19 protein-coding genes and 2 tRNA genes are annotated in these 25,101 nt (G+C 48.2%); 12 read left to right on the top strand and 9 right to left on the bottom strand.

The genetic code is table 11. The annotated features are described in order from the left end of the window. Positions 1–90: 90 nt before the first annotated feature. Positions 91–3,477: a DUF1566 domain-containing protein gene (locus tag I8H75_01505; protein MBH2006015.1), complete on the bottom strand. Its 3,387-nt coding sequence runs from the start codon at positions 3,475–3,477 to the stop codon at positions 91–93. 196 nt (positions 3,478–3,673) lie between these two features. Between I8H75_01505 and holA the strand changes: the two genes are divergently transcribed. The 3 genes from holA to I8H75_01490 all read left to right on the top strand — a co-directional run bounded on the left by holA (position 3,674) and on the right by I8H75_01490 (position 8,985). Beyond that, positions 3,674–4,681 carry a DNA polymerase III subunit delta gene (gene holA / locus I8H75_01500; GenBank protein ID MBH2006014.1) on the top strand — a complete coding sequence of 336 codons (1,008 nt, stop codon included), beginning with the start codon at positions 3,674–3,676 and terminating at the stop codon, positions 4,679–4,681. Positions 4,682–4,954: 273 nt separating this feature from the next. After that, positions 4,955–6,694, top strand: a complete 1,740-nt coding sequence (locus I8H75_01495) for an ABC-F family ATP-binding cassette domain-containing protein (protein ID MBH2006013.1) — start codon at positions 4,955–4,957, stop codon at positions 6,692–6,694. A 65-nt stretch (positions 6,695–6,759) separates the two neighbouring features. Next, positions 6,760–8,985, top strand: a complete 2,226-nt coding sequence (locus I8H75_01490; protein ID MBH2006012.1) for a hypothetical protein — start codon at positions 6,760–6,762, stop codon at positions 8,983–8,985. Between the two features lie 181 nt (positions 8,986–9,166). On the opposite strand, the gene I8H75_01485 is transcribed toward I8H75_01490, so the two are convergent. The 3 genes from I8H75_01485 to I8H75_01475 are packed head-to-tail and all read right to left on the bottom strand — an operon-like array spanning position 9,167 to position 13,527. Further along, positions 9,167–11,347, bottom strand: a complete 2,181-nt coding sequence (locus I8H75_01485) for an arginine decarboxylase (protein ID MBH2006011.1) — start codon at positions 11,345–11,347, stop codon at positions 9,167–9,169. Continuing rightward, positions 11,344–12,624, bottom strand: a complete 1,281-nt coding sequence (gene adiC / locus I8H75_01480; GenBank protein MBH2006010.1) for an arginine/agmatine antiporter — start codon at positions 12,622–12,624, stop codon at positions 11,344–11,346. The genes I8H75_01485 and adiC overlap by 4 nt, the downstream gene beginning before the upstream one ends. 39 nt (positions 12,625–12,663) lie before the next feature. Then, positions 12,664–13,527, bottom strand: a complete 864-nt coding sequence (locus I8H75_01475) for a prolipoprotein diacylglyceryl transferase (GenBank protein ID MBH2006009.1) — start codon at positions 13,525–13,527, stop codon at positions 12,664–12,666. A gap of 59 nt (positions 13,528–13,586) precedes the next feature. On the opposite strand from I8H75_01475, the gene dusB reads away from it, so the two are divergent. The 3 genes from dusB to I8H75_01460 all read left to right on the top strand — a co-directional run bounded on the left by dusB (position 13,587) and on the right by I8H75_01460 (position 15,114). Beyond that, the gene (gene dusB / locus I8H75_01470) at positions 13,587–14,585 is read left to right on the top strand and encodes a tRNA dihydrouridine synthase DusB (protein MBH2006008.1); all 999 of its coding nucleotides are present in this window, start codon (positions 13,587–13,589) and stop codon (positions 14,583–14,585) included. 9 nt (positions 14,586–14,594) lie between these two features. After that, on the top strand, positions 14,595–14,990 hold the full coding sequence (locus I8H75_01465) for a TraR/DksA C4-type zinc finger protein (GenBank protein MBH2006007.1): 396 nt from the start codon (positions 14,595–14,597) through the stop codon (positions 14,988–14,990). A gap of 47 nt (positions 14,991–15,037) precedes the next feature. Beyond that, positions 15,038–15,114 (top strand) — tRNA-Arg (locus I8H75_01460). 93 nt (positions 15,115–15,207) lie between these two features. On the opposite strand, the gene I8H75_01455 is transcribed toward I8H75_01460, so the two are convergent. The 5 genes from I8H75_01455 to I8H75_01435 all read right to left on the bottom strand — a co-directional run bounded on the left by I8H75_01455 (position 15,208) and on the right by I8H75_01435 (position 18,660). Beyond that, positions 15,208–15,441, bottom strand: coding sequence for a DUF2442 domain-containing protein (locus I8H75_01455; GenBank protein MBH2006006.1), 234 nt, complete (start codon positions 15,439–15,441; stop codon positions 15,208–15,210). A 41-nt stretch (positions 15,442–15,482) separates the two neighbouring features. Beyond that, complete coding sequence (locus I8H75_01450) at positions 15,483–15,743, bottom strand: DUF4160 domain-containing protein (GenBank protein ID MBH2006005.1); 261 nt, start codon at positions 15,741–15,743, stop codon at positions 15,483–15,485. 99 nt (positions 15,744–15,842) lie between these two features. Further along, positions 15,843–16,283 carry an IS5 family transposase gene (locus tag I8H75_01445; GenBank protein ID MBH2006004.1) on the bottom strand — a complete coding sequence of 147 codons (441 nt, stop codon included), beginning with the start codon at positions 16,281–16,283 and terminating at the stop codon, positions 15,843–15,845. 716 nt (positions 16,284–16,999) lie between these two features. Then, on the bottom strand, positions 17,000–17,899 hold the full coding sequence (locus I8H75_01440; GenBank protein MBH2006003.1) for an RluA family pseudouridine synthase: 900 nt from the start codon (positions 17,897–17,899) through the stop codon (positions 17,000–17,002). Continuing rightward, positions 17,836–18,660, bottom strand: a complete 825-nt coding sequence (locus I8H75_01435; GenBank protein MBH2006002.1) for a hypothetical protein — start codon at positions 18,658–18,660, stop codon at positions 17,836–17,838. Before I8H75_01435 ends, I8H75_01440 begins: the two co-directional genes overlap by 64 nt. 180 nt (positions 18,661–18,840) lie before the next feature. On the opposite strand from I8H75_01435, the gene I8H75_01430 reads away from it, so the two are divergent. The 6 genes from I8H75_01430 (at position 18,841) to I8H75_01405 (ending at position 25,098) form a co-directional block, all read left to right on the top strand. Beyond that, a complete protein-coding gene (locus I8H75_01430) occupies positions 18,841–20,019 on the top strand; it encodes a mechanosensitive ion channel family protein (protein ID MBH2006001.1) in 1,179 nt (392 codons plus the stop codon). A 1-nt stretch (position 20,020) separates the two neighbouring features. Further along, positions 20,021–21,160 (top strand): class I SAM-dependent rRNA methyltransferase, encoded by a 1,140-nt coding sequence (locus tag I8H75_01425; protein MBH2006000.1) that lies wholly within the window; start codon positions 20,021–20,023, stop codon positions 21,158–21,160. A 135-nt stretch (positions 21,161–21,295) separates the two neighbouring features. Then, positions 21,296–21,370, top strand: a tRNA-Ile gene (locus tag I8H75_01420). 16 nt (positions 21,371–21,386) lie between these two features. After that, positions 21,387–22,103 carry a hypothetical protein gene (locus I8H75_01415; protein MBH2005999.1) on the top strand — a complete coding sequence of 239 codons (717 nt, stop codon included), beginning with the start codon at positions 21,387–21,389 and terminating at the stop codon, positions 22,101–22,103. Next, positions 22,100–23,326 (top strand): serine hydroxymethyltransferase, encoded by a 1,227-nt coding sequence (locus I8H75_01410; GenBank protein ID MBH2005998.1) that lies wholly within the window; start codon positions 22,100–22,102, stop codon positions 23,324–23,326. Before I8H75_01415 ends, I8H75_01410 begins: the two co-directional genes overlap by 4 nt. 32 nt (positions 23,327–23,358) lie before the next feature. Beyond that, positions 23,359–25,098 (top strand): hypothetical protein, encoded by a 1,740-nt coding sequence (locus I8H75_01405; GenBank protein ID MBH2005997.1) that lies wholly within the window; start codon positions 23,359–23,361, stop codon positions 25,096–25,098. Positions 25,099–25,101 lie beyond the last annotated feature (3 nt).

The following is a 25,101-nucleotide window of genomic DNA, read 5'->3' as shown; positions in this document are numbered from 1 at the left end:
GAAAGGTATCGCATAAAATTCTTGCGAATCAAATCATTTCATAACTTTGTGCTCCTTCGCACGGGTCTCGCTAAAGTAAAAATCCTGTTTTCAACGCACACAACGAACATAGTAAGTATTGCTCATATAATAGCCGTAGACTTGACCATTAACGAAGCCGATCACCCACGCGATCGACGAAGACGCACACGAATAAGGCGTTGATGTCCAAAACGGAGCCGGAGGCGGGCTCGAAAAAGCCGTCGTGTTAATTGTCGGACCCGGGTATGCCACGCGAACATCCAGAAGCGTTGATAATTCTTTGACATTTGGAAGGCGCCAGCTCAAACCGTCCAGATTTAAACCCGCACAATAAGCTTGCGCGGCACTCCAGTTGTAAGTTCCAGAAACTATTCGTTGCCAAATCAAGCCCGTCACAGTGTCCAGAACCTGCGTGCTGTTAAAGGTATAGCGATCTACCTCTCGATCCACCGACAAAGGTCGCACACAACGGGCAAAGCCACTCGCAGGCACTGAAGGACAACCGCTATAGCCCTGGCTGCAAACAAGACCCGCGTAATCACCGCTGCCGTAACTGACCCACCAGGCACTGCCGGGGTAATCCTGTAAAGCGTCAGAGGACCAATAGTAACTGCTGGTTTGAGTGCCTGGGAAGAAATCTAGATCCACGCTGGGGCCAGCACAATCCATCGTATAATCTACCAAAGTCTGAAGTTGCACGTGCGTGGGCAAACGCCAGTCCCCAAAACCAGACTCAAACAAATCTGCGCAATAAGCTCGGGCAGCCGTCCAATTGCCCGCAGGCGCACTCCCTACCTTTTGCCACTGCAGACCCGTCATCTGATCCGTGATAACCCCAGGAACCGATTCAAGATAGCGACCTGTCTGATTGGCGTTGTCCTGATAGACACCGGTCGCTACCTGCCAATTCGCCCACTCGGGATTGTAGACCTGAGGAGAGCGTACACAACGGACACAGTTATTACCGCCCATGCCATTGCTGACCACATTACCAAAGGTGAAAGCGACCAACCAAGCGTTGGATGAAGACGCACACGAATAAGGTATTGATGTCCAGAAGGCGCTCTGCGGTGTACTCGGAAAAGCGGTCGCGTTGATCGTCGGACCCGGGTATGCCACACGAACATCCAGAAGCGTCGATAATTCTTTAACACTCGGAAGGCGCCAGCTCAAACCGTCCAGGTTTAAACCTTCACAATAAGCTTGCGCCGAACTCCAGTTGTAAGTTCCGGAAACCGTTCGTTGCCAGTTCAGGCCCGTCACGGTGTCCAGAACCTGTGTGTTGTTAAAGGTATAACGATCTACTTCTCGATTCGTCGACGAGGGCCGCACACAGCGCGTAAAGCCACTCGCAGGCATTGCAGAACAACTACTATAACCCTGGCTACAAACAAGGCCTGCGTAACCGGCACCGTTGCCATAACTCACCCACCAGGCACTGCCAGGGTAACCCTGTAAAGCGTCGGAGGCCCAATAATAACTGCTGGTTTGCGTGCCTGGGAAGAAATCCAGATCCACGCTGGGGCCAGCGCAATCCATCGTATAATCCACCAAAGTCTGAAGTTCGATGTGCGTGGGCAAACGCCAGTCTCCAAATCCAGACTCAAACAAATCAGCACAATAGGCTTGCGCAGCCGTCCAATTGCCTGCAGGCGCACTCTCTACTTTTTGCCACTGCAAACCCGTCATCTGATCCGTGATAACTCCCGGAACGGACTCAAGATAGCGGCCCGTTTGATTGGCGCTGTCTCGATAAACACCCGTTGTCACTTGCCAATTTGCCCACTCGGGATTGTAGACCTGAGGAGAACGCACACAACGAACATCGCCTGTATTATTGACGCTAAGCGGGCCGACGTTGCCACTATTGAAAACCACACGCCACTTGGACAAGGACACACATGAATAAGGTGTTGATGTCCAAAACGCAGTCTGCGGTGTACTCGGAAAAGCCGTTGCGTTGATGGTCGGACCCGGGAATGCCACGTGAACATTCAGAAGCGTCGATAACTCTTTGACATTCGGAAGGCGCCAGCTCAAACCGTCCAGATTTAAGCCAGCACAATAAGCCTGAGCTGCACTCCAGTTGTAAGTTCCGGAAACCACCCGTTGCCAAATTAAGCCCGTTACGGTGTCCAGCACCTGGGTGCTATTGAAGGCATAACGATCCTTTTCTCGTTCTGCCGACGAAGGTCGCACACAACGGGTAAAACCGCTCGCGGGCACCGAAGGACAAGCGATGCTATAGCCCTGGCTGCAAACAAGGCCCGCGTAATAGGCACCGCTGCCGTAACTCACCCACCAAGCACTCCCAGGGTAACCCTGCAAAGCGTCGGAGGACCAATAGTAACTGCTTTGAGTGCCTGGGAAAAAATTCAGATCCACGCTGGGACCAGCGCAATCCATCGTATAATCCACCAAAGTCTGAAGTTCGATGTGCGTGGGCAAGCGCCAGTCCCCAAACCCAGACTCAAACAAATCTGCGCAATAGGCCTGTGCAGCCGTCCAATTGCTAGCAGGCGCACTCCCTACCTTTTGCCACTGCAAACCCGTCATCTGATCCGTGATAACCCCCGGAACCGATTCAAGGTAGCGGCCTGTTTGATTGGCGTTGTCTCGATAGACACCGGTTGTCACTTGCCAATTCGCCCAATCGGGATTCCAAATCACCGGAGCGCTTGGGCTTTCGGTAGGACTCAAGGTTTGGGAGTACGACAAGCTTTGGCTCGTGCAAGAAGAAGTCTCAGACGCACTAAGAGTCCTGCTTGAGCTTCCAGTGACCGACTCCACATCGCTCAGCGTAGGAGTACGCTTTTGACTCGGGCTTAAGCTTTGGGCGAAAGAATGACTGAGTGTACCCAGCAAACTCAAAGTATTCCGAAAAGAGGCTTTGCTCAAGGTTTGGCTAAGCGTTGGCTTGGTTCGTGAAACGCTCATAGACACGGTGCATGTTGGCAATCGATCGAACAAACGAACGGCATAAGACTGGGAGGATAAAGACGACTTGCCCGTCCAATCGGCGTAAAGACTCACCAACAAAATTGCGCTTTCGGTAATTTGATGCTCATATTCCAAAGGAAGTAAGGAACTTTCTCCGCAACTCTCGGGTCTCCCCCAAGCGGTCGTGGAGTTGATCTCACACAAAACGCGCTCGATGTAAGTGTTCATGAAAATGGAACAATTGGCCACAAACTGGCCTGTATAATCCGGTATCGCTTGAATCGCCGGAGTTAGCTCGGCAAACAAGGCCTTCAGTCCGGTCGAGAACAACTGTTTTTGCTGGGCGGCAGGCAATGTCCGGTTCGAAACGAGCTGCGTTAGTGCCTGATTGGCCACGGCATTCGTTATCTGGCTTTGATTGAGCCAGGCAGCAACAGCGGCTTGTCCCCAAATAAAGAACACCAAAAGCCTTGCCGGCCTAAAATACCGTGCTTGGGTTTTTAGATTTTTCCTCACCACCATTCGCAATTGCTACCGCAAGAGAGAAAGCAAGAAAAGGCTTTGGCGATCATTGAAGATTTCTCAGCACGCTTTTCAAGAACAGCGGTTGCAGGGATGAACGATCGTAGATACGATACCTTCATTGGGGTCCTGGCGAGAGGGTTCGTTTTTAAGCGACAAGGGTCGTTGGGCCCACTGAGAGAAGCGACGAATGCCGAAAACTTACGCCGATTGGCTCAAACAACTGACGAAACCAGATTTGCCGCGCGTTCTTGCCTTTGGAGGGGAAGAGCGGGCTTTTGTTGACGAAGCGATTGAAGAAATCAAGAGCCGCTTTCAAGGGCCCTTCGATGAGTTTAATCGTGAGATTCTTTCTCTGCGAAGAGCTTCCTGCGAGCAAGCTTTGTTGGCTGCGCGACAGCACCCTTTCATGGCCAAAGAACGTTTGCTTTTATTAAAAGATGCGGAAACTCTTAAAGAAGAGCATTTGCCTGCTCTGCAGCAATATCTTTTGGAAAAAAATCCGACCACGGTTTTGGTGCTGATCTTTGAACAAATCGATTTTCGGCAAAAAATACCGAAGTTGCTGGATGCATCTTGCGATTTATACCGATTTGACCACCCCAAAGATCGTGAAATGGCCAGTATCATTCGAATGCGTGCTCAGACCAGAGGGCTGCGGTTGAACCCAGACGCAGTTCAGCAGTTGCAGCTGGAATTGGGCCCCAATTTGCTTTTGCTGGACAGGGCTTTGGAGAAACTTGAGCTTGCTTACCAAGATCACGTCGTTACTGCCGAGCAAGTCTTTGAACAAGTGGCTCAAATTTCGTACGAGGATGCCTTTGTTTTGGCTCGAGCGATTTTGATGGGAAATCGATCGCAAGTCGCAAAGAGCTTGGCTCATCTCAAGGCCGCTCAAGAAGTTCCCTTGCGGCTTTTGGGCGTGTTGGCTTGGCAATTTCGTGTGGTCTTGCGGGCTCGCCTCATGCTTGACGAAGGGGAAACGGCGCAAGAAGTCGGAAGCAAACTTCATCTTTTTGGAGATCGCTTGGATTTTGCGCTGCGAATGGCCAAGCAATTAGACGCTGATCGTCAAATTGAACGACTGACGAGCCTCTTGAAGCTGGATAAAAGCCTGAAAAGCTCAAGAGCCAACCCTTGGCTTTTATTCGACCAATTCGCCTTGGAACTAGAAACGCTTAATGAACGGAGCTGTTGAATTTTTGGCAATAGTTCAGGGTGGCCTGTATCCATGGTTAACAGCAAGGGAGTGTTTTCAAACAAATCCGCGAATTCATAGTTGAACACCGGGTCTTCTTTGCGAAGCGCTTCTTTGATGGCATTTTGTTCGGTTGCAGTTAAACGCACAATCCCGCAGTCTAGCATAGATTCGGTATGCGAGCGAGCTTTGAGTCCAGTCACTAGGAAGCCTTCTGGTTGAGTTTTGCTTCCAGGGCTTTTAAAATGCGCTCAGCAATGCCAAACAGGAAGCATGTTAAGTGCACGTGAGATAGTTGCTTCCTATGGAGAAAAACGGATCTTGGACCGAGCTTCATTCACTCTTCTAGAAGGTGAGCGGGTCGCTTTGGTAGGTCAAAATGGCTCGGGGAAGTCGACGTTTCTCCATATTTTAGCCGGTTTTCTGGAGCCTGATTCTGGTGAAGTGGTTCGTCAAAAAGGGCTTAAGATAGGCTACTTGTCTCAAACACCGAAGTTGCAACCGAGTGACACCGTTTGGGAGGCCTTGCGAGAAGGCTTTTCGGGAGAAGATTACGAAATCGAGAGTGTGCTTTCTCAGCTTCAGATAGTCGATCGGCAAGCGACTGTGGGGACTCTCTCTGGGGGACAAAAGAGACGCGTTGATCTGGCCAGAGTGTTATTGGAAGACCCAGATGTTTTCTTGTTGGACGAACCAACCAACCATTTGGATTTTGAAGCAATCGCTTACTTGGCTGCCCGTTTAAAGAGCGCTCCCAAACCGGTATTATTTGTTTCTCATGATCGAGCTTTCATTAACGAAGTTGCGACTCGAATTTTTGAGCTCGACTCTGGAAAGTTTTTTCTTCATGGCGCTTCGTATGAAAACTTCATTGAAAATAAGCTGATTCGAACCGATATTGAAGCACGGACTTTGCAGAAAAAAGATCGCTTACTGGCTCGAGAATTAGTCTGGCTTCGGGCAGGAACCCCTGCAAGAACCACCAAGCAAAGCGCTCGAATTTCTCGGGCTACGGATTTGATCGATGAAGTCGATCGAGAATATCGCCGTACGCAAGAGAAGACGGTTCAAATCGAGTCGGCCGAAGCGAGGCGCTTAGCAAAGACGGTTTTGGAGCTTCGAGCACTTGCTTTTGAACCACTTTTTCGAAACCTTAATTTGATTGTCACCGAAGGTCAAAGATTTGGGATATTGGGGCCAAATGGTGTCGGAAAAACAACGCTTTTGTCGTTGATCTCTGGCAAGTTACAACCCAGTTCGGGTGAGATTGTTTGCGGACATCATACGCAGATGGTTCAGTTTGACCAGCATCGTGGACAGCTGGATCCAGCAAAAAGCTTGAAAGAAACGCTTGCAGATGAAGGCGATGTGGTTTTTTTGGGTACGCAATCTTTGCACGTTGCAAGTTACCTGGAACGCTATTTGTTTGCGGCTTCGGACTCTAATCGAAAAGTCAGTACCCTCTCTGGAGGAGAGCAGAATCGGCTTTTAATGGCTCTTCTCATGAAACAAGGGGCCAACTGCTTATTGCTGGATGAACCCACGAATGATTTGGATAGTTCTACGTTGGGAATCTTAGAAGAGATGCTTTTGGAGCAATCTGGGGTTGCTTTTATTGTGAGTCACGATCGAATGTTTTTGGATCGAGTTTGCAACCAAATGTTGGTCTTTGAAAAGGATCAAATTGCCCATTATCCGGGTAATTTCACGACCTATCAGCGATTGAGAACGTCGACGAAGCCATCGATTGTCCAAGAATCACAGGTTTTTACTTCGTCTCATGCCTCGAAAATCCGCGAAAAGAAAAAACGCAGCTACCACGAAGAAAGAGAATACGAAAGCATCATGGCCTTGATTTTGGCGGAGGAAGAGCGAAAGCAAGTCTTCGAACAAACGCTTTCCCATTCTGCAAGGCATGGGGAATTTGCGGAGGCTACCAAGGCATTGGAGTCATCTGAGCAAAAAATAGCCGAGCTCTATGAGCGTTGGCAGTATCTGGACAGCTTCTTGTAGGCTTTTGATGAAAAAAAACGCTCTTGGGTTTGCTTATTAAGAGCGGGTTTTTTTATTCTAGGGCTATGTTCAAAATCATCGGAGTTGTTTTCTCTGCATTGCTTCTGGTTCAGTGCTCCAAGAGTTCAAGCGATCCAAATGGGGCCACTTGCACGCCGGTAGGGCAGCTGTCTGCCAATGGAATTGCGTTCACTCCCTTGTTTAGCGATTCGAACGGAGTCGCTCGGCTGGTAAAGACGCTTACAACAGAATCTCCTGTGTTTTCCAATGCCTATGCTCCTCAGACGGTTGGTTTTGTTTATACGCCCACTTGTTCTCAGTATTCGAATGTTCCTTTGCCTTTGAGTTATTGGACCTCAATCGATTATTTCGGAGACTATGCTTGGCAAATTTATTACTCGGATGCAACGCAAGGACAGATTCCCGTTCTGGGGCAAGGTGCCGGATCAGGCAATACGGCAGAAATTCTGAATGTGAAGAATCAATACAATGCCCAGAGCTACGAGGTGATACCCAGTTATTCGGCATTGGATCCCAGCGGTTCTTTGGCTGCGGGTGGGGTCAATTTGCAGTATGAACGCATCAATACTGGCAATGGAACTGATATTTATGATGCGGCCTGCTATCAAATTGCGCTCGCTTTAGCGAAAGTGAATCAGGTTGCCACTTTGGTGGACTTGCAAAGCTACATTGGAGCTCAGAACGCGGTGTTTTCGGTGAATCATTTCAATGGAGCCGATGGCAATGATTCCAACTGTGGATCCGCGGGTGGGAATCGAGGTTTAACAAACGCAGCCAATGGAATTTTTTATTATGGTGGCAGTGCCCCGAACGGACAAAACAATGGCCCGGTGACTTATGCGGCGGGGATGCCTCTTGGCTTAGCGATTGCAGAACCTTTGGGGGCTTACTCCTATCGAATGTTGACTCAAAAATGGACCAGCCTGGATCCGTTCTGGACATTGGGCTGCCAAGCTTGCGAACAAAGTTACCGTTCCTGTACGCTGGGCTTAACGGAATGTGAGGCCAATCGAACTTCGTGTTTGGTGGCTGATCAAAGTTGCACCTACGCTTCCTACGTCTCTTTGCCCGATAATTTACCAGCTCATAATTCAGCGTACTTCCCCGGAGTGGTAACCTGGGCAGATTATAAACCCATCACGGGAGAGAATGTCTGGGGATTGATGATGGGGCCGATGGTTGCGGCGAATATTTTGGCTGAGAAATTAACGACCAGCGATACGCGCTATCAAGTGGCTAAAGGATTGTTCAGCGCGCTTCAGAACATGCAGTCAAAATGCACAGGGGCCATTTATTATGCGGTACAAGGATCTTTGGGCAACACGGGGTCCTTGTCGGTGAACCCATTCCAAATTTCCACCGAGAACAATGCCAGCACACTCGGAGCATTGCTTGCTTTTCGAAAGGCTTTATCCAACATGGTGCCCGCTGATCCTGAAAACTTGATTCCTGCTATTAATGGGTTGATCTGGGGGCAGGGGGGAAGTGCAACGAGCCCAGTGTCTCCATCGATCTTGAGTTACTTCAAAAACTACTCATGGGACAAAGCGAATGGATATTTCAAGCAAGGGGTAACTGAATCGTATGATGCTTCTGGGCATTGTACAGTCCAGTATAGCGCGGGCGCCAATGCCATCGATGTCAATACTTGGGGGATTGCAGCTTTGGGCCCTGAATTATTGGATACCTGGTTTGGAGCCGGAACAGCTTATCAGGATTGGATCCAGATCAAGAAATGGGGAGGCTATTACGATCCAGCAACGCAGCAATTAATGGGTGTTGGATATTCCGATCAAGATAACAACGGCCCCAATAAAAAAGGGGGGATTATGTCCGCGGAGTGGAGTTTTGGGGCGATTAATTTTGTGCGAGCCCTCATCTCTTACTATGGAGATAAGTACCCAGACCTATTGACTGATGAGCAGGCGATGGTTCAAGGCGTTTTAAGTCTGCATTCAGATTACTATGCGACAGCCGAAGCATTTCAAGTGGTCAATAACGATCTGACAACAGGGCGGCCAGCGAATTATGCCCAATATGTTCCGACCACCAGCGCGTCTTCCGAGGGGGGCTGGTTTATCTATGCGAGCAAACGCTATTTTATCCCGTTTGGATGGTTTTCGAATCCGTTGCCAAGCTTAACATCCACTTCTTGGGGCGTTATGACCCAATATGGTTTTAATCCCTTTAATCCAGACGGAAATTATTCAACGTGGTGGAGCGAAAATCCAAGCCCTAATGCTCCAGGACGCTCTGGTCAATGCAACTAGAAATCCTGGATTTCCTGAGAGCGATCGCAAAGTCGTCATTTTGAAGATGTGCAACCAAGCCAAGTTTGAAGTTCATAATGTGTTCCCAGAATACTTCTTCATTTCGGTTCCGAAGTTTGATGACATCGTGCATCAAGAAATCATCCTCCGTGCAACACCTCTGGTTACGCAAGAAGCCTCTTTATCTCAGTACTGAAAGCTTGTAGCACCCGTTTTCGAATTCGATACCATGGATGTCATGGCTAAAACCCGGAAAATTCTGATCCCAAGACTCCAGTGCGGCCAAGTAACCTAACCAAGGGTCTTGAAGTGTTCCAATCTCTTCTCCTGGCATGATCATCGGAATTCCAGGCGGGTAGGGGACAAGACCGGTGGCTGCAATTCGGCCTTGAGCTTCTTTTAAGCTGACGCGTTCGATTTCATTGCGAAGCAGCGCTTGGTAAGCTTCTGCGGGGATCCGGTTCATGGAAGGAAGAATCGAGAAAGCTTCGTGTTGAACTTTCATGAAGTCTGTTTGGATTAAGTGCTGCATCATGGGACGGGCAAGATCCTGAAGCCCAAGCGAAGGGTAGTGTTTGCTCAAAGCAGGGATGGCAACCGAGAGCGGAGCATTCTCATCAAAGAGTCGCTTGAATTCCATCAGATGATGCAAAAGAGTGCTCCATTTTGCATGAGTGACTCCAAGGGAAAAGAGAAACAGAATAGAAAAGTCATTCGTCTTTTCGACTTGGATCCCTTGAGAATCCAAATAAGCAGTTAAGAGACAAGCAGGAAAGCCATGGATATCCAGACTGCCGTCCAAACGAATACCGGGGGACAGGACAGAGACTTTAATGGGATCCAGCATGCAATAGCCAGCATCGTAATCAAAACCATGCCAAGTTTCTCCAGGCTTAAGTTCCCAGTAGTGTGCATTCTTAACGAGTTCTTCAACGGGGACTTTTTCAAAGAAGGTTTCTTGAATGTGAGTCGGATTCCAGGTTTGGAAAAACCAATCTTGAGTTGAATCGTATTCACGCCAAATGCGAGTGACCATTTGACGAAATAAAATCGCTTCACGAATGGATTCTTCCATGAGCGCTTCCCCGCCTGGGCCATCCATCATGGAAGTGGTAATATCATTGGAAGCGATGATAGGATAAAACGGCGAGGTAGAAGCATGCATCATAAACGATTCATTAAATCGATTGTGATCGATTGCATTCAGTCCATCGCGGACATGGATAAACGAAGCCTGGGACAGAGCCGCCAAGAGCTTGTGGGTGGAATGGGTGGCAAACAGAGTTGGAGAGTCTGTGTTGGATTGAGCGGGTGTGCCTCGCATGGCGTATCGGTTCTTGTACAGTGGATGAAAACGGGCGTAGCCATACCAAGCTTCATCGAAATGGATGCGATCGACTGTACCTGCCAGTAAATCGAGTACCTTTTCTACCTGATAAATCAGTCCATCGTAGGTGGAATTCGTGATGACACAGTGGCTTGGCTTTCCGTTGCGCATCAGCGATTCTTTTTCTAAATTCTTGAGTGGAATTGGCCCGATAATTCCGTAACGATTTCGAGTCGGCATGAGATACTGAGGGATGGCTCCGGTTAGAGTGAGTCCCTGCTCGTTGGATTTGTGGCAATTTCGATCCACTAGCGCGCGTTGGCCACGCGCCACGCAAGCGGTCCAAATGATGCGGTTTGCCGTGGAGCTTCCATTTGTGACTGTATAGGTCCGGTCTGCTCCGAAAACGCGTGCTGAATATTTTTCGCTTTCGCCAATGGGTCCAGAGTGATCCAGCAAAGAACCCAACTCGCCCACGCTAATCGATAGATCCGAACGAAATAGATTTTCTCCGAAGTAGTCCCAAAATTCTCGACCCGCTGGGCTTTTTTGAAACGCAGTGCCTCCCGCATGTCCGGGGGTATGCCAAGAATACTCGTGAGTACTATTGAAATCAATCAGCGCTGAAGCCATGGGGCCTAAGATGGTTTTTCGATAGTTGACCATGGAAGCCTCAATGCGGCCTGCGATAAAATGAGAACTGTCCTCAAAAATCCATACCAGCTCCGAAACAAGTTTTAAAATTTCGGTTGAAAGGTCTTGCGCTTCCTCTTTTTCAATCAGCAGAAAAATGGGGACACTAAGATTTTTATTTCGAATTTGGTGAATGAGCAATTCTGCTTGGGGAAGTGTCCAGCTGACCAGCACTGCACTCAATCCTGCATCGGAGTCAAATAGATTGATGGGATCATGAGAGGCTGTCAAAACATCGATGTTTCGGTTTTTAAGTGTTTGCGTGAGCTCATGAACGATTCGATAGGAAGCGTCCGATGGGGTAATGCACTCATGAGCCAAAAGAGTTCGATAGGGTTTCATGTCAATTTACCTCGAAATTGGAACTGATAAAGGGCTGTACTGATGAGCAAAAAGACCGCAAGCCAATCTCCTTCGCTGTGATTTGAGCCTAATAAAGCCCAGGCGCAATAGACGATCGCAAATGCGATTAAAAGTATGGTCTGTTTGTTGAGTTTGCCTAACGAAAGGAGTGCCGAAGACACGTAGACGTAAGGCACGAGGGTCATTAAAACCGCAATCGAAGACACCGTTCCAAATTCTTTGGAGGCAGAGGGGGCAATGGATCCCAAAGCCACCAAAGACATGAGCGTGGCAACAATCATCAGACCTTTGACCGGAGTTCCGTCGGAGTTGCTATCGGCGAATACTTTGGGAAACAAACCGTCTGCAGCCGCTGCCTTGGCTGTTAGTGCGGTTGCTAGGATCCAGCCTCCCAAAGAGCCTAGGCAACCCAAGGTTGCGCAAAACGAAACCATCGCGCCACCAGCTTCTCCAAGGGCGATCCGAGCCGCGTCAGCGAAAGGAGCTGCCGATTTGGCCAAGACAGGGCCTGGGATGACACCCATAATGGCCGTGCAGGACAAAACATAACAAACTGCAGCAATCAGCACGCCTCCGATAGTCGCAATGGGGACATTTTTTTTAGGGTTCTCGACAACGCCTGCCGCCACTGAAGCGGTCTCGACTCCAATAAAAGACCACAGAGTGACGTTCAAGACAGATTGAATTGCCGAGAAGTCGTTGACGTTGTGAACGTTCCAGGAGGCCAAGTAGAGATTCAGGTCAAAACGCAACCAGCCAAGCAAAGCAACGCCTACGATTGCAACGAGTGCGAAAATCGTCGTACAAGATTGGACTCGAGTGGTCAGGTTCGGACCTAAGATATTGATGTAGGTAAAGAGCCACAAAACTGCGATGCACGCGATTTCGCTGGCCAGAGTTTCTTTTAAAATGGGGAAAAAATAGCTTAGATAGCCGACTCCTACTACCGCAATCGCAACGTTTCCGATCCAGTTTCCAAACCAGTATAGCAAGTTGGTCTGATAGCCGATGAAGGGTCCAAATGCCTTTTTTGCGTAGGCGTAGGAGCCACCCGGGCTATCGTCTGCAGCAGACATTTTTGCGTATACAAGAGATAAGGAAACCGCGCCCAGGATGGTGACAATCCAACCGTAGATGGCGATCCCGCCCGTTGCAGCTAGATTGGCGGGCAGCATGAAGACGCCCGAACCCATGATGTTACCAGCCACCATCAAAGTTGCTGCTGTCAGGCCAATCCGTTGTTTTGAATCCGTCATGCTTCTGAGGCTAGCAAGAAGGCATTCATAAAATCCAGTTCACGGCCTAGATTTTAAAGCCATGGTAGCAGATAGGGTTATTAAGATGACACACAGCGAGATGAATTGGCTGGTTGATAAAATGCCGTCCAGCACGTAACCACGTTCCAGATCGCCTCGAAAAAGCTCGATCGCCGATCTCATAACGGAGTAAGCGGCCGCATAGGTCAGAAGCAGCTGGCCGTGAAAGCGTTTTCGGTTGGCGAGATAAACCAAGGCGAAAAAAAGTACGAGCGAACCAGCGGACTCCAGCAATTGACTCGGAAAGAGAGGCCATGTGTGAGCATGCTCGATCATGTATTCTCGAAGGGGTAATTCAGAGGAGTGAATGAGGGTGTCGTAAGCGGCTGATCCTGCGGGAAATCGCAAACCTATCGACTCCGGACTCGAGAGAGCACGGCCGTAGCAACAACCCGAAGCAATGCATCCAAAACGACCAAAAACCTGGGCAAGCGGAACGCCTACAACCAAGATGTCAAAAAATTGAAGAGAGGGTAACTTTCTCGCCCAAGCATAGACGATAGAAGCCGCAAATCCACCCAAAAAGCCTCCCCAATAAACAAGGCCTCCTTGCCAAAAAGTGAAAGCACTCGGGATGGTGATTCCAAGCGAGCCAAGCTCGGTCCAGGGATTGGTCACAAAATATTCTTCCCAGTTCACGGCAATAAAGACGATACGGGCGCCAATGAGCCCGCCAAGCAAGGCCCAGAAAGCGAAGTCCATCACGTCTTGCTCTTGGATGCCTTGTTTCAAGGCGTACCACTTGGAGACCTGGAGCGCGAGCAGAAATCCAACCAGGATTAAGGCGCCATACATGTGAATGGGTTGATGAATAAACGGAATGTGAACAAGCACAGGGTGCATTTAGGTGAACCTCACTGGACAAGAATGGCTAATCTTACTAGACTTCACCCCCTATCAGCATGCTATCGATTGGAAAACACTTAATTCCGTCTCCTTACTTTCTTGCACCTATGGCGGGTGTGAGCGAAATGCCTTTTCGAGTGATAGCCCTCCAGATGGGGGCAGGTTTAGCCACCACAGAGTTGATATCGGCTAAAGGGATTTTTTTTAAAAACGCCCGAACCCAAAGCTACTTAAGATACGATCCACAGGTTGAGAAACCTTACTCATTGCAGTTGTTCGGTGGAGAAGAGCTGTCGATGTGCCGCGCGGCAGAAGAAGCCGTTCGATTAGGGGCGGATATTATTGATATCAACATGGGGTGTCCGGTTAAAAAAGTTACTCAGACCGGGGCCGGTTCGGCTTTGCTAACGGATGTCAAGCGAGCGGCTTCGATGGTTCGTTCGATCTGTCAAGCCATTGGAACCGATGCGCCGGTAACGGCGAAAATCCGAACGGGTTGGGATTCCAATAGCATCAATTGCTTTGAGATGGGCAGTGCCTTGCAAGATGCTGGATGTGCAGCCATTGCTCTGCATGGACGAACGCGAGCTCAAGGGTATTCAGGCAAAGCAGACTGGGACCTGATCCGTCAATTCAAAGAGCGTATGCAAATTCCAGTGATTGGCAACGGAGATATTGAATCGGCCGGTGAAGCCCGTCGACGTCAGATTGAATCAGGTTGCGATGCCGTGATGATCGGAAGAGGGGCACTGGGCAATCCCTGGATATTTCGCGATTTAACAGGGGGTTCTCCTCCTTCGTCGGATGAACGCTGCGATTTGATTCTAAAGCATTTTTTTGAACAAATTCGTTTTGGCAGTTTGAAGTCTTTTCGAAGCCACTTAGTGTGGTACTCCAAGGGCTTTGAAAATTCGAGCTTGTTTCGCTCGAAAGTCATGACTCTTGAAAAAGAAGAAGAAGTTAGCGAGGCCATCGAACAGTTCTTTCGAGGTAAAAACCCAAACTCTGATCTTGAAACGACAGATTTTGTTGATTACCGACAGGCTTTTGGATAAAGAACCGAAATGGCAATAACTAAATCAGCTGAAAAATCGCTTACCGAGGCACAGCAGCAGGAATTGATCGGGATTCTTGAAGATACTCGAACAGAGCTTCAAGAAAAATTGAAAAAAAGGCGCAACGGTACGACCAGCGAGCAAGTACCGGGTGATGAAGCTGATTTGGCTTCAGAGGACGCCGAGATTTCTTTGGAGACCCGTTTAATGGATCGCGACGCGAAGCTGTTGCGTGAGGTCGAGCGAGCCTTGGAAAAAGTCCAGAATGGAAGCTACGGTCTTTGCGAAGGTACGGATGAACCGATTGGCTACGCTCGGTTGAAATTGAGACCTTGGACACGTTATAGCGTAACCTACAAAGAAGAACTCGAGCGAGAAGAAAAAAGGCTCGGGACGGGTGAGTAAATCCGGGTTTGACTTGGATGCTTTTTTGAAGGAAAAGCAAGCCATCTGCTCTCATAGCTCAGCAGGATAGAGCGTAGGTTTCCTAAACCTAAGGTCACAGGTTCGAATCCTGTTGAGAGCGCCAGGCTACAGCCAATCTCCGACAGTTTTGGAATGATCTGGGCCTCGCTTTGAAGCCCGTTGGGATTACGAGGCAGACAGAAAGTCGATCAAACCCTCAAAAGTGCAGATACTGATGTCGTTTCTTAATGCTATCATACATGGCATCTGGCGCTAAATCGAGTTCTCCAGGCCATGTAACAGCTCCGTGGTCTAAATAAGCTTGATGAAATAGTGCTTGATCGCGTAAAGCGGTAAAAACCCCCGCATCATGACTCATAACCAGTTTAGAGAGATCCAGAACGCCCTTCAGGCCATCCTTAAATTCGATGGCAATGCGGTAGTTTTCCATAAGTTGAATGCTTTGAATCCGCCAAGGTACTGGCGAGGAAGCTATTCCAGAGGTTTGATTTTTTTGGGTGTTTGTTTCTGTTTGCATAATTCCCAATTCTCCATCAATTCGACCCGATGTAAAAAGGCCCATTCCAAAACAAGCGCCAGAGCTCTGCGGGGCATGGCTCCTTCAATCACTTCAAGAGTAGCAATATCAACTAAAACTTCAAATTCACCGTAAAATGCATGGAAGTGAGGCGGAGAATGATCGCCCCAAAATATTTGAATCATGATTCCATAAAATGAACTGATTGTTGGCACTCTTTGATCCTAGCAAATTAGAAGGGATGTGTGGAGAAATGATAGCGATTCCCGGCAAAATAAATTATGGCGTTTAGATGGACTGTCGTGAATGGGGTTCTAGGGCGTGTCCTCATTTAATTCTCCTAACTTCAACCAAATCATCGAACAGGCCAAACAAACAATTGCCCGGTAGTTTCGAGCTAATTTCTCTAACCTAGTCGCAATACCTCTTAAGTGCTTCAGTCTCGCGAATAAATTTTCAACAAGATGGCGGTGCTTGTACAAATGGGAGTCAAATTCTGAATTTGGTCTCATACTGTTCGAACGGCGCGGAATAATCGGTATTGCACTTCGATTTCGGATGTGTCGCCGAATTTCATCTGAATCATAGCCCTTATCAGCAATTACGTTCTCGGCTCTATGGGCCTGGTTGATGATTTTATGGGCGACGGTTGCATCCTGTACTTCACTCCCTGTGATTTCAAAATCGATTGGATTTCCATGCGCATCGGTGGCCAACTGAATCTTTGTGGTAAGTCCTCCTCTCGAAAGTCCAATCGCTCGTTCGGCACCGTGCTGAGCTCCGCTCGCATGCTGCTGACCAGGTTTGGCTTGCTTTTGTCAGTGAAAAGCCTGTGACGCAAGCAAATAGTCGTTCTGCTAACCACTATATTGCGCTTCGAACTAAAAATCAGCCAAAGGACGAAACCAAGAAGGAAATAAAAAAATTGCCTCTTTTGTTGGAGACGAGTCCTGAAGTTCCAGGCCACAGACGTGGACCGCAGCCTCCACTTGGATCAGGCGGTGCCAGTGTGCTTCGGGGTCGTCATTGTCTTTTGAGGATACATCGTCAGAGAGAAGGGGGGGGTATTTCTGTAATGTTATCCGGATTTATTTAGTCAATATGGATTTTTCAAAGATCAACGGTGTTCAGGCCACAATAACATTGTTATTGTGGTTAAATGCCTTCCCTTCGAAGGTTTGATTGTTTTGGCATCGAGCATCAATCTGAAAAAACGACTGAAGATCTGGAATAACAAGTCAGTTGCGTTAACTTTCACCCAATTTCTAGGGTGCGCTTTGTCGGTATATCTCATCTTTGTCCGGCGAACATAGTCGTTATTTTCAATCAGAATCTTTTGCAATGCAAGCGTGAAAGTAGAATAGGAAGCGAGATGTTTTATGCTTATTTTAGTTGCTCAGGGAATTTTTCCTTTTTATGAAAACTTTGGAAGCTATTCCTTAACTTGATCGATGAATTTACGAAATTTTGGTCATCTTGAGTCAGAGCCGAATTGTGGGGCTGCGCTGTGAAATAAAAGTTCTTCCTGGGTTAGTGGATGAAGGCATTGAAGTGTCGAAGCATGTAAAAATAATCGATGCGCAGCAGCACCTCCGTACAGAGTATCTCCCATAATCGGATGCCTAAGTTGGCTCAAGTGAACACGGATCTGATTCGTTCTTCCAGTGATGGGCTGGGCTTCAACGATTCCATGCCCCTGATGAACAAAGCGCGTTCGAGCTTCTTGGCCGTTTTTTGAAATGCCTCGAGAACCGCGATCAAGGCGATGGGTACCAATGGGCTCGTTGCATTCGAATTTTGTCCAAGTAGGTTCTGGATAAACTCTGGCTAGATAGCTTTTTTTAACGCGACGATGTTCAAATTGATGAACGAGATCGCGCGCGACGGAAGCTGTTTTGGCGAGCAATAAAAGACCAGAAGTTGCGGCGTCCAATCGATGAACGAGTTTTAGGGTAAGCTCTGGCCAGGCATGCTCGGCAATGACTGAAAAACTATGATGGTGGTAGCGGCCGCAAGGATGCACGGGAAGATTGTGGGGTTTATCTAAAACCAGAAGAGCCTTGTCTTCGTAAACAACCGACAAATGGATGTTGATTTCCGGTTCCGCTGGCTCCATTCGGGTGTGGGACAAACGGCTGTTCGATTGGATCACGGTATCCTGGCTAAGCACCTTGCCATCCAAGCAAAGCTCTCCAGCTTCAAGCGCTCGTGTCCACGCGTCCGGGTCTTCTAAGGGAATTCGCCTGTTCAGATAAGTCAAATAAGACTCTCCAACAGCCAGGCCTCGTATCCTAATGGGACGCGTATTTAAATGTGGCTTGTCTTGTCGAAGTTCTCGTGCGGAACGTTCAAAGGCGAGCAGGTCGGGCATGGGTCACCGGCGTGAGGAAGGACTGTCTGGCAGTCAAAGCAAAGACCATGACCGCTTGGTTTGAGTTCGGGGTTGAGCGCGACGCGTTGGTCAAAGACAAAGCAATCTCCGTTCCAGTGTTCGCCTCCCACTTCTTCAAAATATTTAAGAATACCGCCTTCAAGCTGATAGACGTCTTCGTATCCAAGCATCTTCATAAAGGGAGCCGCTTTTTCGCATCGGATTCCTCCGGTGCAGAAAGTGACCACTGTTTTGTGCTTCCAAGTTGTTCTTTTTTCTTCAACCGCTGGAATGAATGCACGAAAGCTTTTCAAGTCAAAGTGTTCAGCGTTTTGAAAAGTTCCCAACTCAACTTCGTAGTCGTTTCGAGTGTCTAGCAAAATCAGTTCTTTTCCTTCATCCAACCAGCGTTTTAAATCTTTCGGACTCAATCGAGGAGCCTCATGGTGCAAAGGATTGGCTTTCTCTACGCCGAAAGAGATAACTTCTTTCTTTAAGCGAACCAGCATGCGCCGAAAGGGTTGAGTCTCTGAGAAACTTTCCTTGCCTACAAAGGATTCTAAACCTGGATAGCTTCGAATCAAATCCATGGCTGATTCTACGCCCGTGCGAGGGCCCGCTAAAAACACATTAATGCCTTCTGGGCTAAGCAAAATGGTGCCTTTTAAATTTTGAGCCTTGCAATGATTTGCCAGGGCTTCGCGCATTTTCGGCAGATGGGTGAGGTGGGCAAAACAATAACCCGAAACGTTTAAAATCATACTAAAAGGCAGCTCTAACATAGATTTCGAAGGAATGAAAACGCTTGCCAAACATCTTTTGCCAAGAGACCAAAAGGTGTTACAGTACCAAACGGATCACCCGGATGCATTGCCTTTGCGTCCCGGTTTCAAAGATCCAATTAAGGACGAGCTTAGGTTCGAAGGGCCTGGTTTGCAAGAATGAGCGTGCTGATACAAGCTTCCATCTTAATTCTTCTGGCAGTCGGGTCGTACCTATTGTCTTTTTATTTAACGCGATTCCTGGTGCGGTTGCTTGGAATTCAAATATTGAAGCGAATCCCGACCTTTGACAAAAATATGATTCGCCTTGGGTTTACGCCTATTCGAGCCGGATTGGCTTTGATGCTTTTTACGTTGGCCAAGAGAGTCTTGCTCTTACCAGAGAATTGGGATCTTTATTTTCAGCACTCGGCGATTGTTTTCTCTGCTTTCATTCTCACTTGGTTTGTTTTCAGTGTGGTTGATCTCCTAGGCGAATGGCTTGCTGAGCATCTCAAATCCAATGGACAAGGGGGAATGATTGGAATGATCCCCCTCGGCCGCAAGACGCTTAAAGCTGTTGCAGCACTCTTGGCGCTCGTGACCTTTCTCCAAAATATTGGCGTTAACGTAACAGCCTTGATCGCAGGCATTAGTGTGGGGGGAATTGCCGTGGCATTGGGTGCCCAAAAAATGGTGGGTGACTTCATTGGCGGTATTATGTTGCTGTTGGATCACCCAATTCGTGTGGGTGATGAATGCCGTTTTGGGAGTCAGACGGGAAAAGTCGAAGAGATTGGAATCCGGACCACAAAAATACGAACTCAGGAACGAAGTTTACTGTCGGTTCCGAATGCGGACTTGGCTCAAATGCAATTAGAGAATCTCTCTCTTCGCGATCGCATTCGATTTACGTGCACGCTGGGCGTTCATCGCATGAGTTCATCCGATCAAATTCGATTGCTGTTGATCGAGTTGCAGAAGATTCTCTACGCCCATCCGAAAGTGGATTCCGAAGGGGCTCGGGTGCGTTTTGTCGGCATCTCTTTAGACTCGCTGGATTTGGCTATTCAAGCGTACGTACTCACCACTGAACATCGAGAATTTCTAGCGGTTCAAGAGGATCTTTTGCTTCGCTTTCTTGATAAAGTCGCTGAAGTAGGAACCTCTTTAGCCCTATCTCTTCAAGAGAGTTACAGTCCCTCGAAGATTGATCCGGATTTTGCTCGTGATCAAATAGCCGCTCTGAGAGCCAATCATGCGCTCCCTGTGCCTGATTTTTCGCAGGCCCAAATCGATCAACTGGACGATACTTTAGACTATCCTCCTCAGGGCAGTATAAGACCGGAATTAAGTTAACATGCAAAAAATTCGAGTTTATTTGACACGCAATTTACGGCGCTCCATCTTAAGAGGGCATCCATGGGTCTATCGCGACGCGATTCAAGCGCCCGAGCAAGTCGAACGGGCTTCTTTAGCGCGTGTGGAGGATAAGAGTGGCTTTCTAGCGTGGGGGATTTACGACCCCAATAGCGTTTTGGCTCTTCGTATTTTGAGTTTTGAATCGGCTCCTCCCAGCGAGTTTTATTTTTTTGAGCGATTTAAAATGGCCTACCGCTTGCGCAGCCCTGTTCGTCAGAGTGATACCAACGGCTATCGGTTGATCAATGGGGAAGGGGACCGATTTCCCGGTCTCGTTTGCGATCTTTACGGAGATACGGCGGTTTTGCAATTAGATGGCCAAGGACCTTCGGAATTTTGGAATCGTGCGTGGATCAAACATTGGATTACTGAGACAACGGGATGCTCTCGCATACTTGAAAAAAAACGGCGGGAAGAATCGGTGCTCGAAGAACCCGAAGTTATGATTCGAGAAAATGGCGTTCGCTTCCAGGTCAATCTCGAAAAGGGGCAAAAGACAGGTTTCTTTTTTGATCAAAGAGAGAATCGACAGTTTATTCGATCCCTTGCCCTGGAAAAGCGCGTCCTCAATCTCTTTAGTTATACGGGTGGATTTTCGGTCTATGCGGGGCTCGGAGGCGCGAAGCAGGTGACGAGTGTCGATATCTCTGAGGGTGCGATTCGCTCTGCTCATCAAAACTGGTTGTTGAATGGATTGGAGGGCGATCTGCACGAAGCCTGTGTTGAAGATGTCTCGGAGTATTTGAGCCAGCATCGAGATTTGAGAGATCTGGTGATTGTCGACCCACCTTCGTTCGCCCACTCGCGAGAGCAACGGGAAGGAGCGAAGCGCAAGTACGTTGAAATCTTTGCCATGGCAGCTCAAAGAGTGACTCCGGGAGGGCTTTTGGCCTTGAGTTCCTGCAGCAGCCAAATCGATTTTAACGATTTTCATCAAATAAACGAAGAAGCTCTCGCAAAAGCTCGCCGCCGAGGACAACTGATACGCGTCTCGGGGCAGGGAATGGATCATCCTTTTCCTCACGTGTGCCCAGAGTTGCGTTACCTAAAATTTGCTTGTTTCGTATTAGACGGGTAAAAGAGAATCGCCCCCCCCCGTCATTCTTTCCCTGTGCCGTTTTTTTCTGTGCTGTCATTTGCTAGGAATTCCGGTAGTCCATGAGGTTGATTCGTGCGGCGATTTATGCGACAAGGAAGAAGGCATTTCCATTGTGGGCCCGTAGCTCAGCGGTAGAGCATTCGGCTCATAACCGACCGCGCGCAGGTTCGAATCCCGCCGGGCCCACCAAAACTGGAGTGTGTGCATGACCGTTCGAGAACAATTGCTTCTTTTATCGGATTTAGCAGCGAAAGATTTCAACATTCGCGGACTGATCGATCAAGAGAAAGTGCTTAGGGCCGTGGCCAACCAAGCAAAAGTAAAAATAGATTGCGTGAATGTTCAAGGGAAAGAGGTTCAAGATAAGCTCAACGTGTGTTTGAAGCAAAAAGGCCTTCACGAACTCGAACTCCAAACGGAAAAAATGAACCTTAGAAAATGGGAGGCTCGTGCCGATAAAATTCGAGGAGAACGCGAATATTCAACTCTCATTTCCGAAATAGGCTTTCAGAAGCGATTGATTTCAGAATCGGAAACCAAGCTGCTTGAGCTCTTTGAAGTTGAAGAGCGTCTCAAAAAAGAGCTTGCAGGTGTTCAAGAGGAGTTGCGCAAAGCTACGCTCTTGCTTCAAGAAGAAACCGATCAAGTGAAAGCCCAGCTTGTCGAGCTTGCTGAACGGCGTTTTCAGGAAGAAGAAGATCGAACGCAGGCTTTTGTTCGCTTACCAAGCTCCTTGGGCAAGCGCTACGAGCAAGTGGCTTCCAAGCGAGCGGGTGTCGCAATCGCAATTCTTTCTCAGGGAGTCTGTACCGCCTGCAAGCGCGCACTGCCTCCCGAATTATACAATCGAGTTTCGAAGGGGGAACTGTTGGAATCTTGCCCATTTTGCCAACGTCTTTTGATTCCAGAGGTGCTTAGTTGAGTGCATTGTTTAAAATAGATCCGCAGATCGCGGGGCTTGTTGAACGAGAGAAAAGTCGTCAATCACACGGTCTTGAGCTTATTGCCAGTGAAAATTATGTATCTGAGGCAGTCTTAGAGGCTGTGGGAAGCGTTTTTACCAACAAGTATGCGGAAGGCTATCCAGGAGCCCGTTATTACGGCGGATGCGAACACGTTGATGCGGTTGAAAATTTAGCGATCCAGCGTGCCAAAAATCTGTTTCATGCAGAACATGTCAATGTTCAGCCTCATTCAGGCGCGAATGCGAACTGGGCGATTTACATGGCGGCAGTCAATCCTGGAGATACCGTGCTGGCGATGAATTTGGATCACGGTGGACATCTCACGCATGGAGCAAAAGTTAATTTTTCAGGCAAACTTTATCGAATCGTTCCCTATGGAGTTTCTCCTGAGACGGGGTTGATTGATTTTGATGAGGTGGAACGATTGGCTCATCAAGAGCGTCCCAAGTTGATTCTGGCCGGTGCTTCCGCTTACCCCCGGACCATCGATTTTGAACGCTTTGCCGACATTGCGCGCCAGGTAAAGGCTAAACTTTGGGTCGATATGGCTCACATCGCAGGCCTCGTAGCCGCCGGGCTTCATCCCTCGCCGATTCCGTATGCTGATTTTGTCACCACCACGACCCATAAGACCTTACGAGGCCCTCGAGGTGGGATGATTTTATGCAAAGACGAATATCGAAAGCGGGTAGATTCCTGTGTGTTTCCAGGGACCCAAGGGGGGCCTTTGATGCATGTCATTGCCGGTAAGGCTGTTTGCCTTTATGAGGCCTCTTTGCCAAGTTTTAAAAGTTATCAAGAGCGGGTTTTAAGCAATGCTCGAACGCTTGCTTGGGAGTTAAAGCAGAAAAATTTTGATTTAGTTTCGGGCAGTACAGATAACCATCTTATCTTGATCGATCTACGAAGCAAAAAAATCACAGGCAAGCGTGCCGAAGAAGCCCTGGAGCGTGCCGGTATCGTGGTCAATAAAAATAAGATACCATTTGATCCTGAGCCCGCGACGGTGACATCTGGGATTCGAATGGGTACTCCCGCGATTACCACTCGAGGGTTTCGAGAAAGTCATATGCTGTGCATTGCCAGATGGGTTGAACGGATCCTAGATGCCCCTGAAGATATTGAGCTTGCAGCATCGATCAGCCATGAAATCTCGACGCTGAGCACTCTGTCGTATTGAAATAACTTGCCTTCGGCACTCGTTCTCTAGCCATGATTTTGGGCGCATTTCTTTCCATGCTGGGGGTACTGGTTGGATTTTATCACTCTCGGCAAGATTCATCGCAGACGACCTTTCGATTTTCAGCGGCTCTCCAGGATCCGAACCCGGCACGTCAGGAGGAAAACCCTCCTTGGTGGAAAGAAAGGGTCTTTTATCACGTTTACCTTCCAAGCTTCCAAGACTCCAACGGAGATGGGGTTGGAGATCTGCGAGGACTGACGCAAAGACTGAGTTATCTGAAATCTCTGGGGATTGGAGCCGTTTGGATTTCGTCGATACACCCTTCTTCAGAAGATGATTTTGGGCACGATGTCACCGATTACTATGGTATTCACCCCAAGCTAGGCACTTGGAGCGATTTCAAGGATTTGATGGCAGAAGCCAAGAAATGCGACCTTAAAATTGTTTTAGACTTGCTGGTAAATCACACGTCTCGTTTGCATCCTTGGTTTATAGAAGCGCGTCGCTCAAAACAAAGTCCAAAGCGTGATTGGTATCTTTGGAGAGATCAGCCTAATAATTGGATTTCTCGTTTGGATGAGTCTGTTTGGGAATATGATTCCGGCAGCCATCAGTATTACCTCCATTCTTTTTTTCGAGAGCAGCCAGACTTAAATTGGAGAAATTCAGCTGTGGTGGATGAGGTTCTGGAAATCATGAAGTTCTGGCTCAAAAACGGTGTAGAGGGTTTTCGACTGGACCTTGCCAATTGCTACCTGAAAGAAAAGCATCTTAAAAATAATCCAAGCACTTTCTTGTCGATGCGCTGGGTTCAAAGCTTTTTTTATCGCTACTGGAGCCAAGAGCATTCCAACGATCGCGATCGCTGGGAGGAGCTTCAAGGGATATTCTTGCAGGTGCGGCATCTTACGGATGAATATAATGCCGTTTTGCTCGCAGAAAACGATGTTGATTTCGGAGAAGGGCTGTACGCTGCCTCTCAGTTAAGAGGCTTAAAAGGAGAGGGGGTTCCGCTCGCTTTTGATTCCGATTTATGGAGTCTCAATCTAGGCGCTCAAGCATTTCAAGAAAAATGGACGGAGATTGAAACGAGTAGCTCCAGCAGTGATTGGCCGATCAACTCGTTTAGCCATCAGAACCGAGTTCGACACTATACAAGATTCGGAAATAGCGATGAAAAAGCGCGCTTAGCAGCGTTTCTATTGATGACAATGCGAGGTACACCCGTTGTCTATTATGGCGAAGAAATTGGGATACGGGAAGGAGAGGGGCATTGGGAAGAAGGTCCAGATCCCCTGCATCGCATCATGAGCAAAGCAGCCTGGTTTCGCTATTGGACAGGAAGTCCCTATATTCCATTGAAACGACAGGAGTCTCGTACTCCCATGCAATGGGAGACAAGAGAGTATAAAGGCTTCAGTAGCCATGCTCCGTGGATTCCATTTTCCAGTGCCACGGACTCTGTCGAAGAGCAGAGCGATGACTATCGAGATTCCATCTACTGGCTCTATCGTAAGTTAATCTACTTCCGAACTCAGAGTGCAGCACTGAGATTGGGAAATCAAAAAATTCACTCGACAGCTAATCCAAACTTACTTTTGATTTCCAGAAGTTATGAACAGAATACGGTTTGGGTTTTGTTTAATTTTGGTAGCCAAACGATTCAATTGCAACATGAGCAAGAGGCGAGTGTTTTGATCTGCAGTTCGTCAACGTGCACAAGTGAGGAGGTGGAACCTTGGAGCGGATTGGCTCTATCTTATCAGTGAACC

The sequence above is a fragment of the Myxococcaceae bacterium genome, assembly GCA_016000045.1.
Taxonomy (GTDB): Bacteria; Myxococcota; UBA727; order UBA727; family JABDBI01; genus AER2-1.
Note: the sequence above shows the minus strand (reverse complement) of the source record. Positions and strands in the feature narration are given on the sequence as shown.

Bases quoted from the DNA above. Each gene is read 5' to 3' on its own strand.
- holA (MBH2006014.1), top strand. From the start codon at position 3,674: ATGCCGAAAACTTACGCCGATTGGCTCAAACAACTGACGAAACCAGAT.
- I8H75_01495 (MBH2006013.1), top strand. From the start codon at position 4,955: ATGTTAAGTGCACGTGAGATAGTTGCTTCCTATGGAGAAAAACGGATC.
- I8H75_01490 (MBH2006012.1), top strand. From the start codon at position 6,760: ATGTTCAAAATCATCGGAGTTGTTTTCTCTGCATTGCTTCTGGTTCAG.
- I8H75_01485 (MBH2006011.1), bottom strand. From the start codon at position 11,347: ATGAAACCCTATCGAACTCTTTTGGCTCATGAGTGCATTACCCCATCG.
- adiC (MBH2006010.1), bottom strand. From the start codon at position 12,624: ATGACGGATTCAAAACAACGGATTGGCCTGACAGCAGCAACTTTGATG.
- I8H75_01475 (MBH2006009.1), bottom strand. From the start codon at position 13,527: ATGCACCCTGTGCTTGTTCACATTCCGTTTATTCATCAACCCATTCAC.
- dusB (MBH2006008.1), top strand. From the start codon at position 13,587: ATGCTATCGATTGGAAAACACTTAATTCCGTCTCCTTACTTTCTTGCA.
- I8H75_01465 (MBH2006007.1), top strand. From the start codon at position 14,595: ATGGCAATAACTAAATCAGCTGAAAAATCGCTTACCGAGGCACAGCAG.
- I8H75_01455 (MBH2006006.1), bottom strand. From the start codon at position 15,441: ATGGAAAACTACCGCATTGCCATCGAATTTAAGGATGGCCTGAAGGGC.
- I8H75_01440 (MBH2006003.1), bottom strand. From the start codon at position 17,899: ATGCCCGACCTGCTCGCCTTTGAACGTTCCGCACGAGAACTTCGACAA.
- I8H75_01435 (MBH2006002.1), bottom strand. From the start codon at position 18,660: ATGATTTTAAACGTTTCGGGTTATTGTTTTGCCCACCTCACCCATCTG.
- I8H75_01430 (MBH2006001.1), top strand. From the start codon at position 18,841: ATGAGCGTGCTGATACAAGCTTCCATCTTAATTCTTCTGGCAGTCGGG.
- I8H75_01425 (MBH2006000.1), top strand. From the start codon at position 20,021: ATGCAAAAAATTCGAGTTTATTTGACACGCAATTTACGGCGCTCCATC.
- I8H75_01415 (MBH2005999.1), top strand. From the start codon at position 21,387: ATGACCGTTCGAGAACAATTGCTTCTTTTATCGGATTTAGCAGCGAAA.
- I8H75_01405 (MBH2005997.1), top strand. From the start codon at position 23,359: ATGATTTTGGGCGCATTTCTTTCCATGCTGGGGGTACTGGTTGGATTT.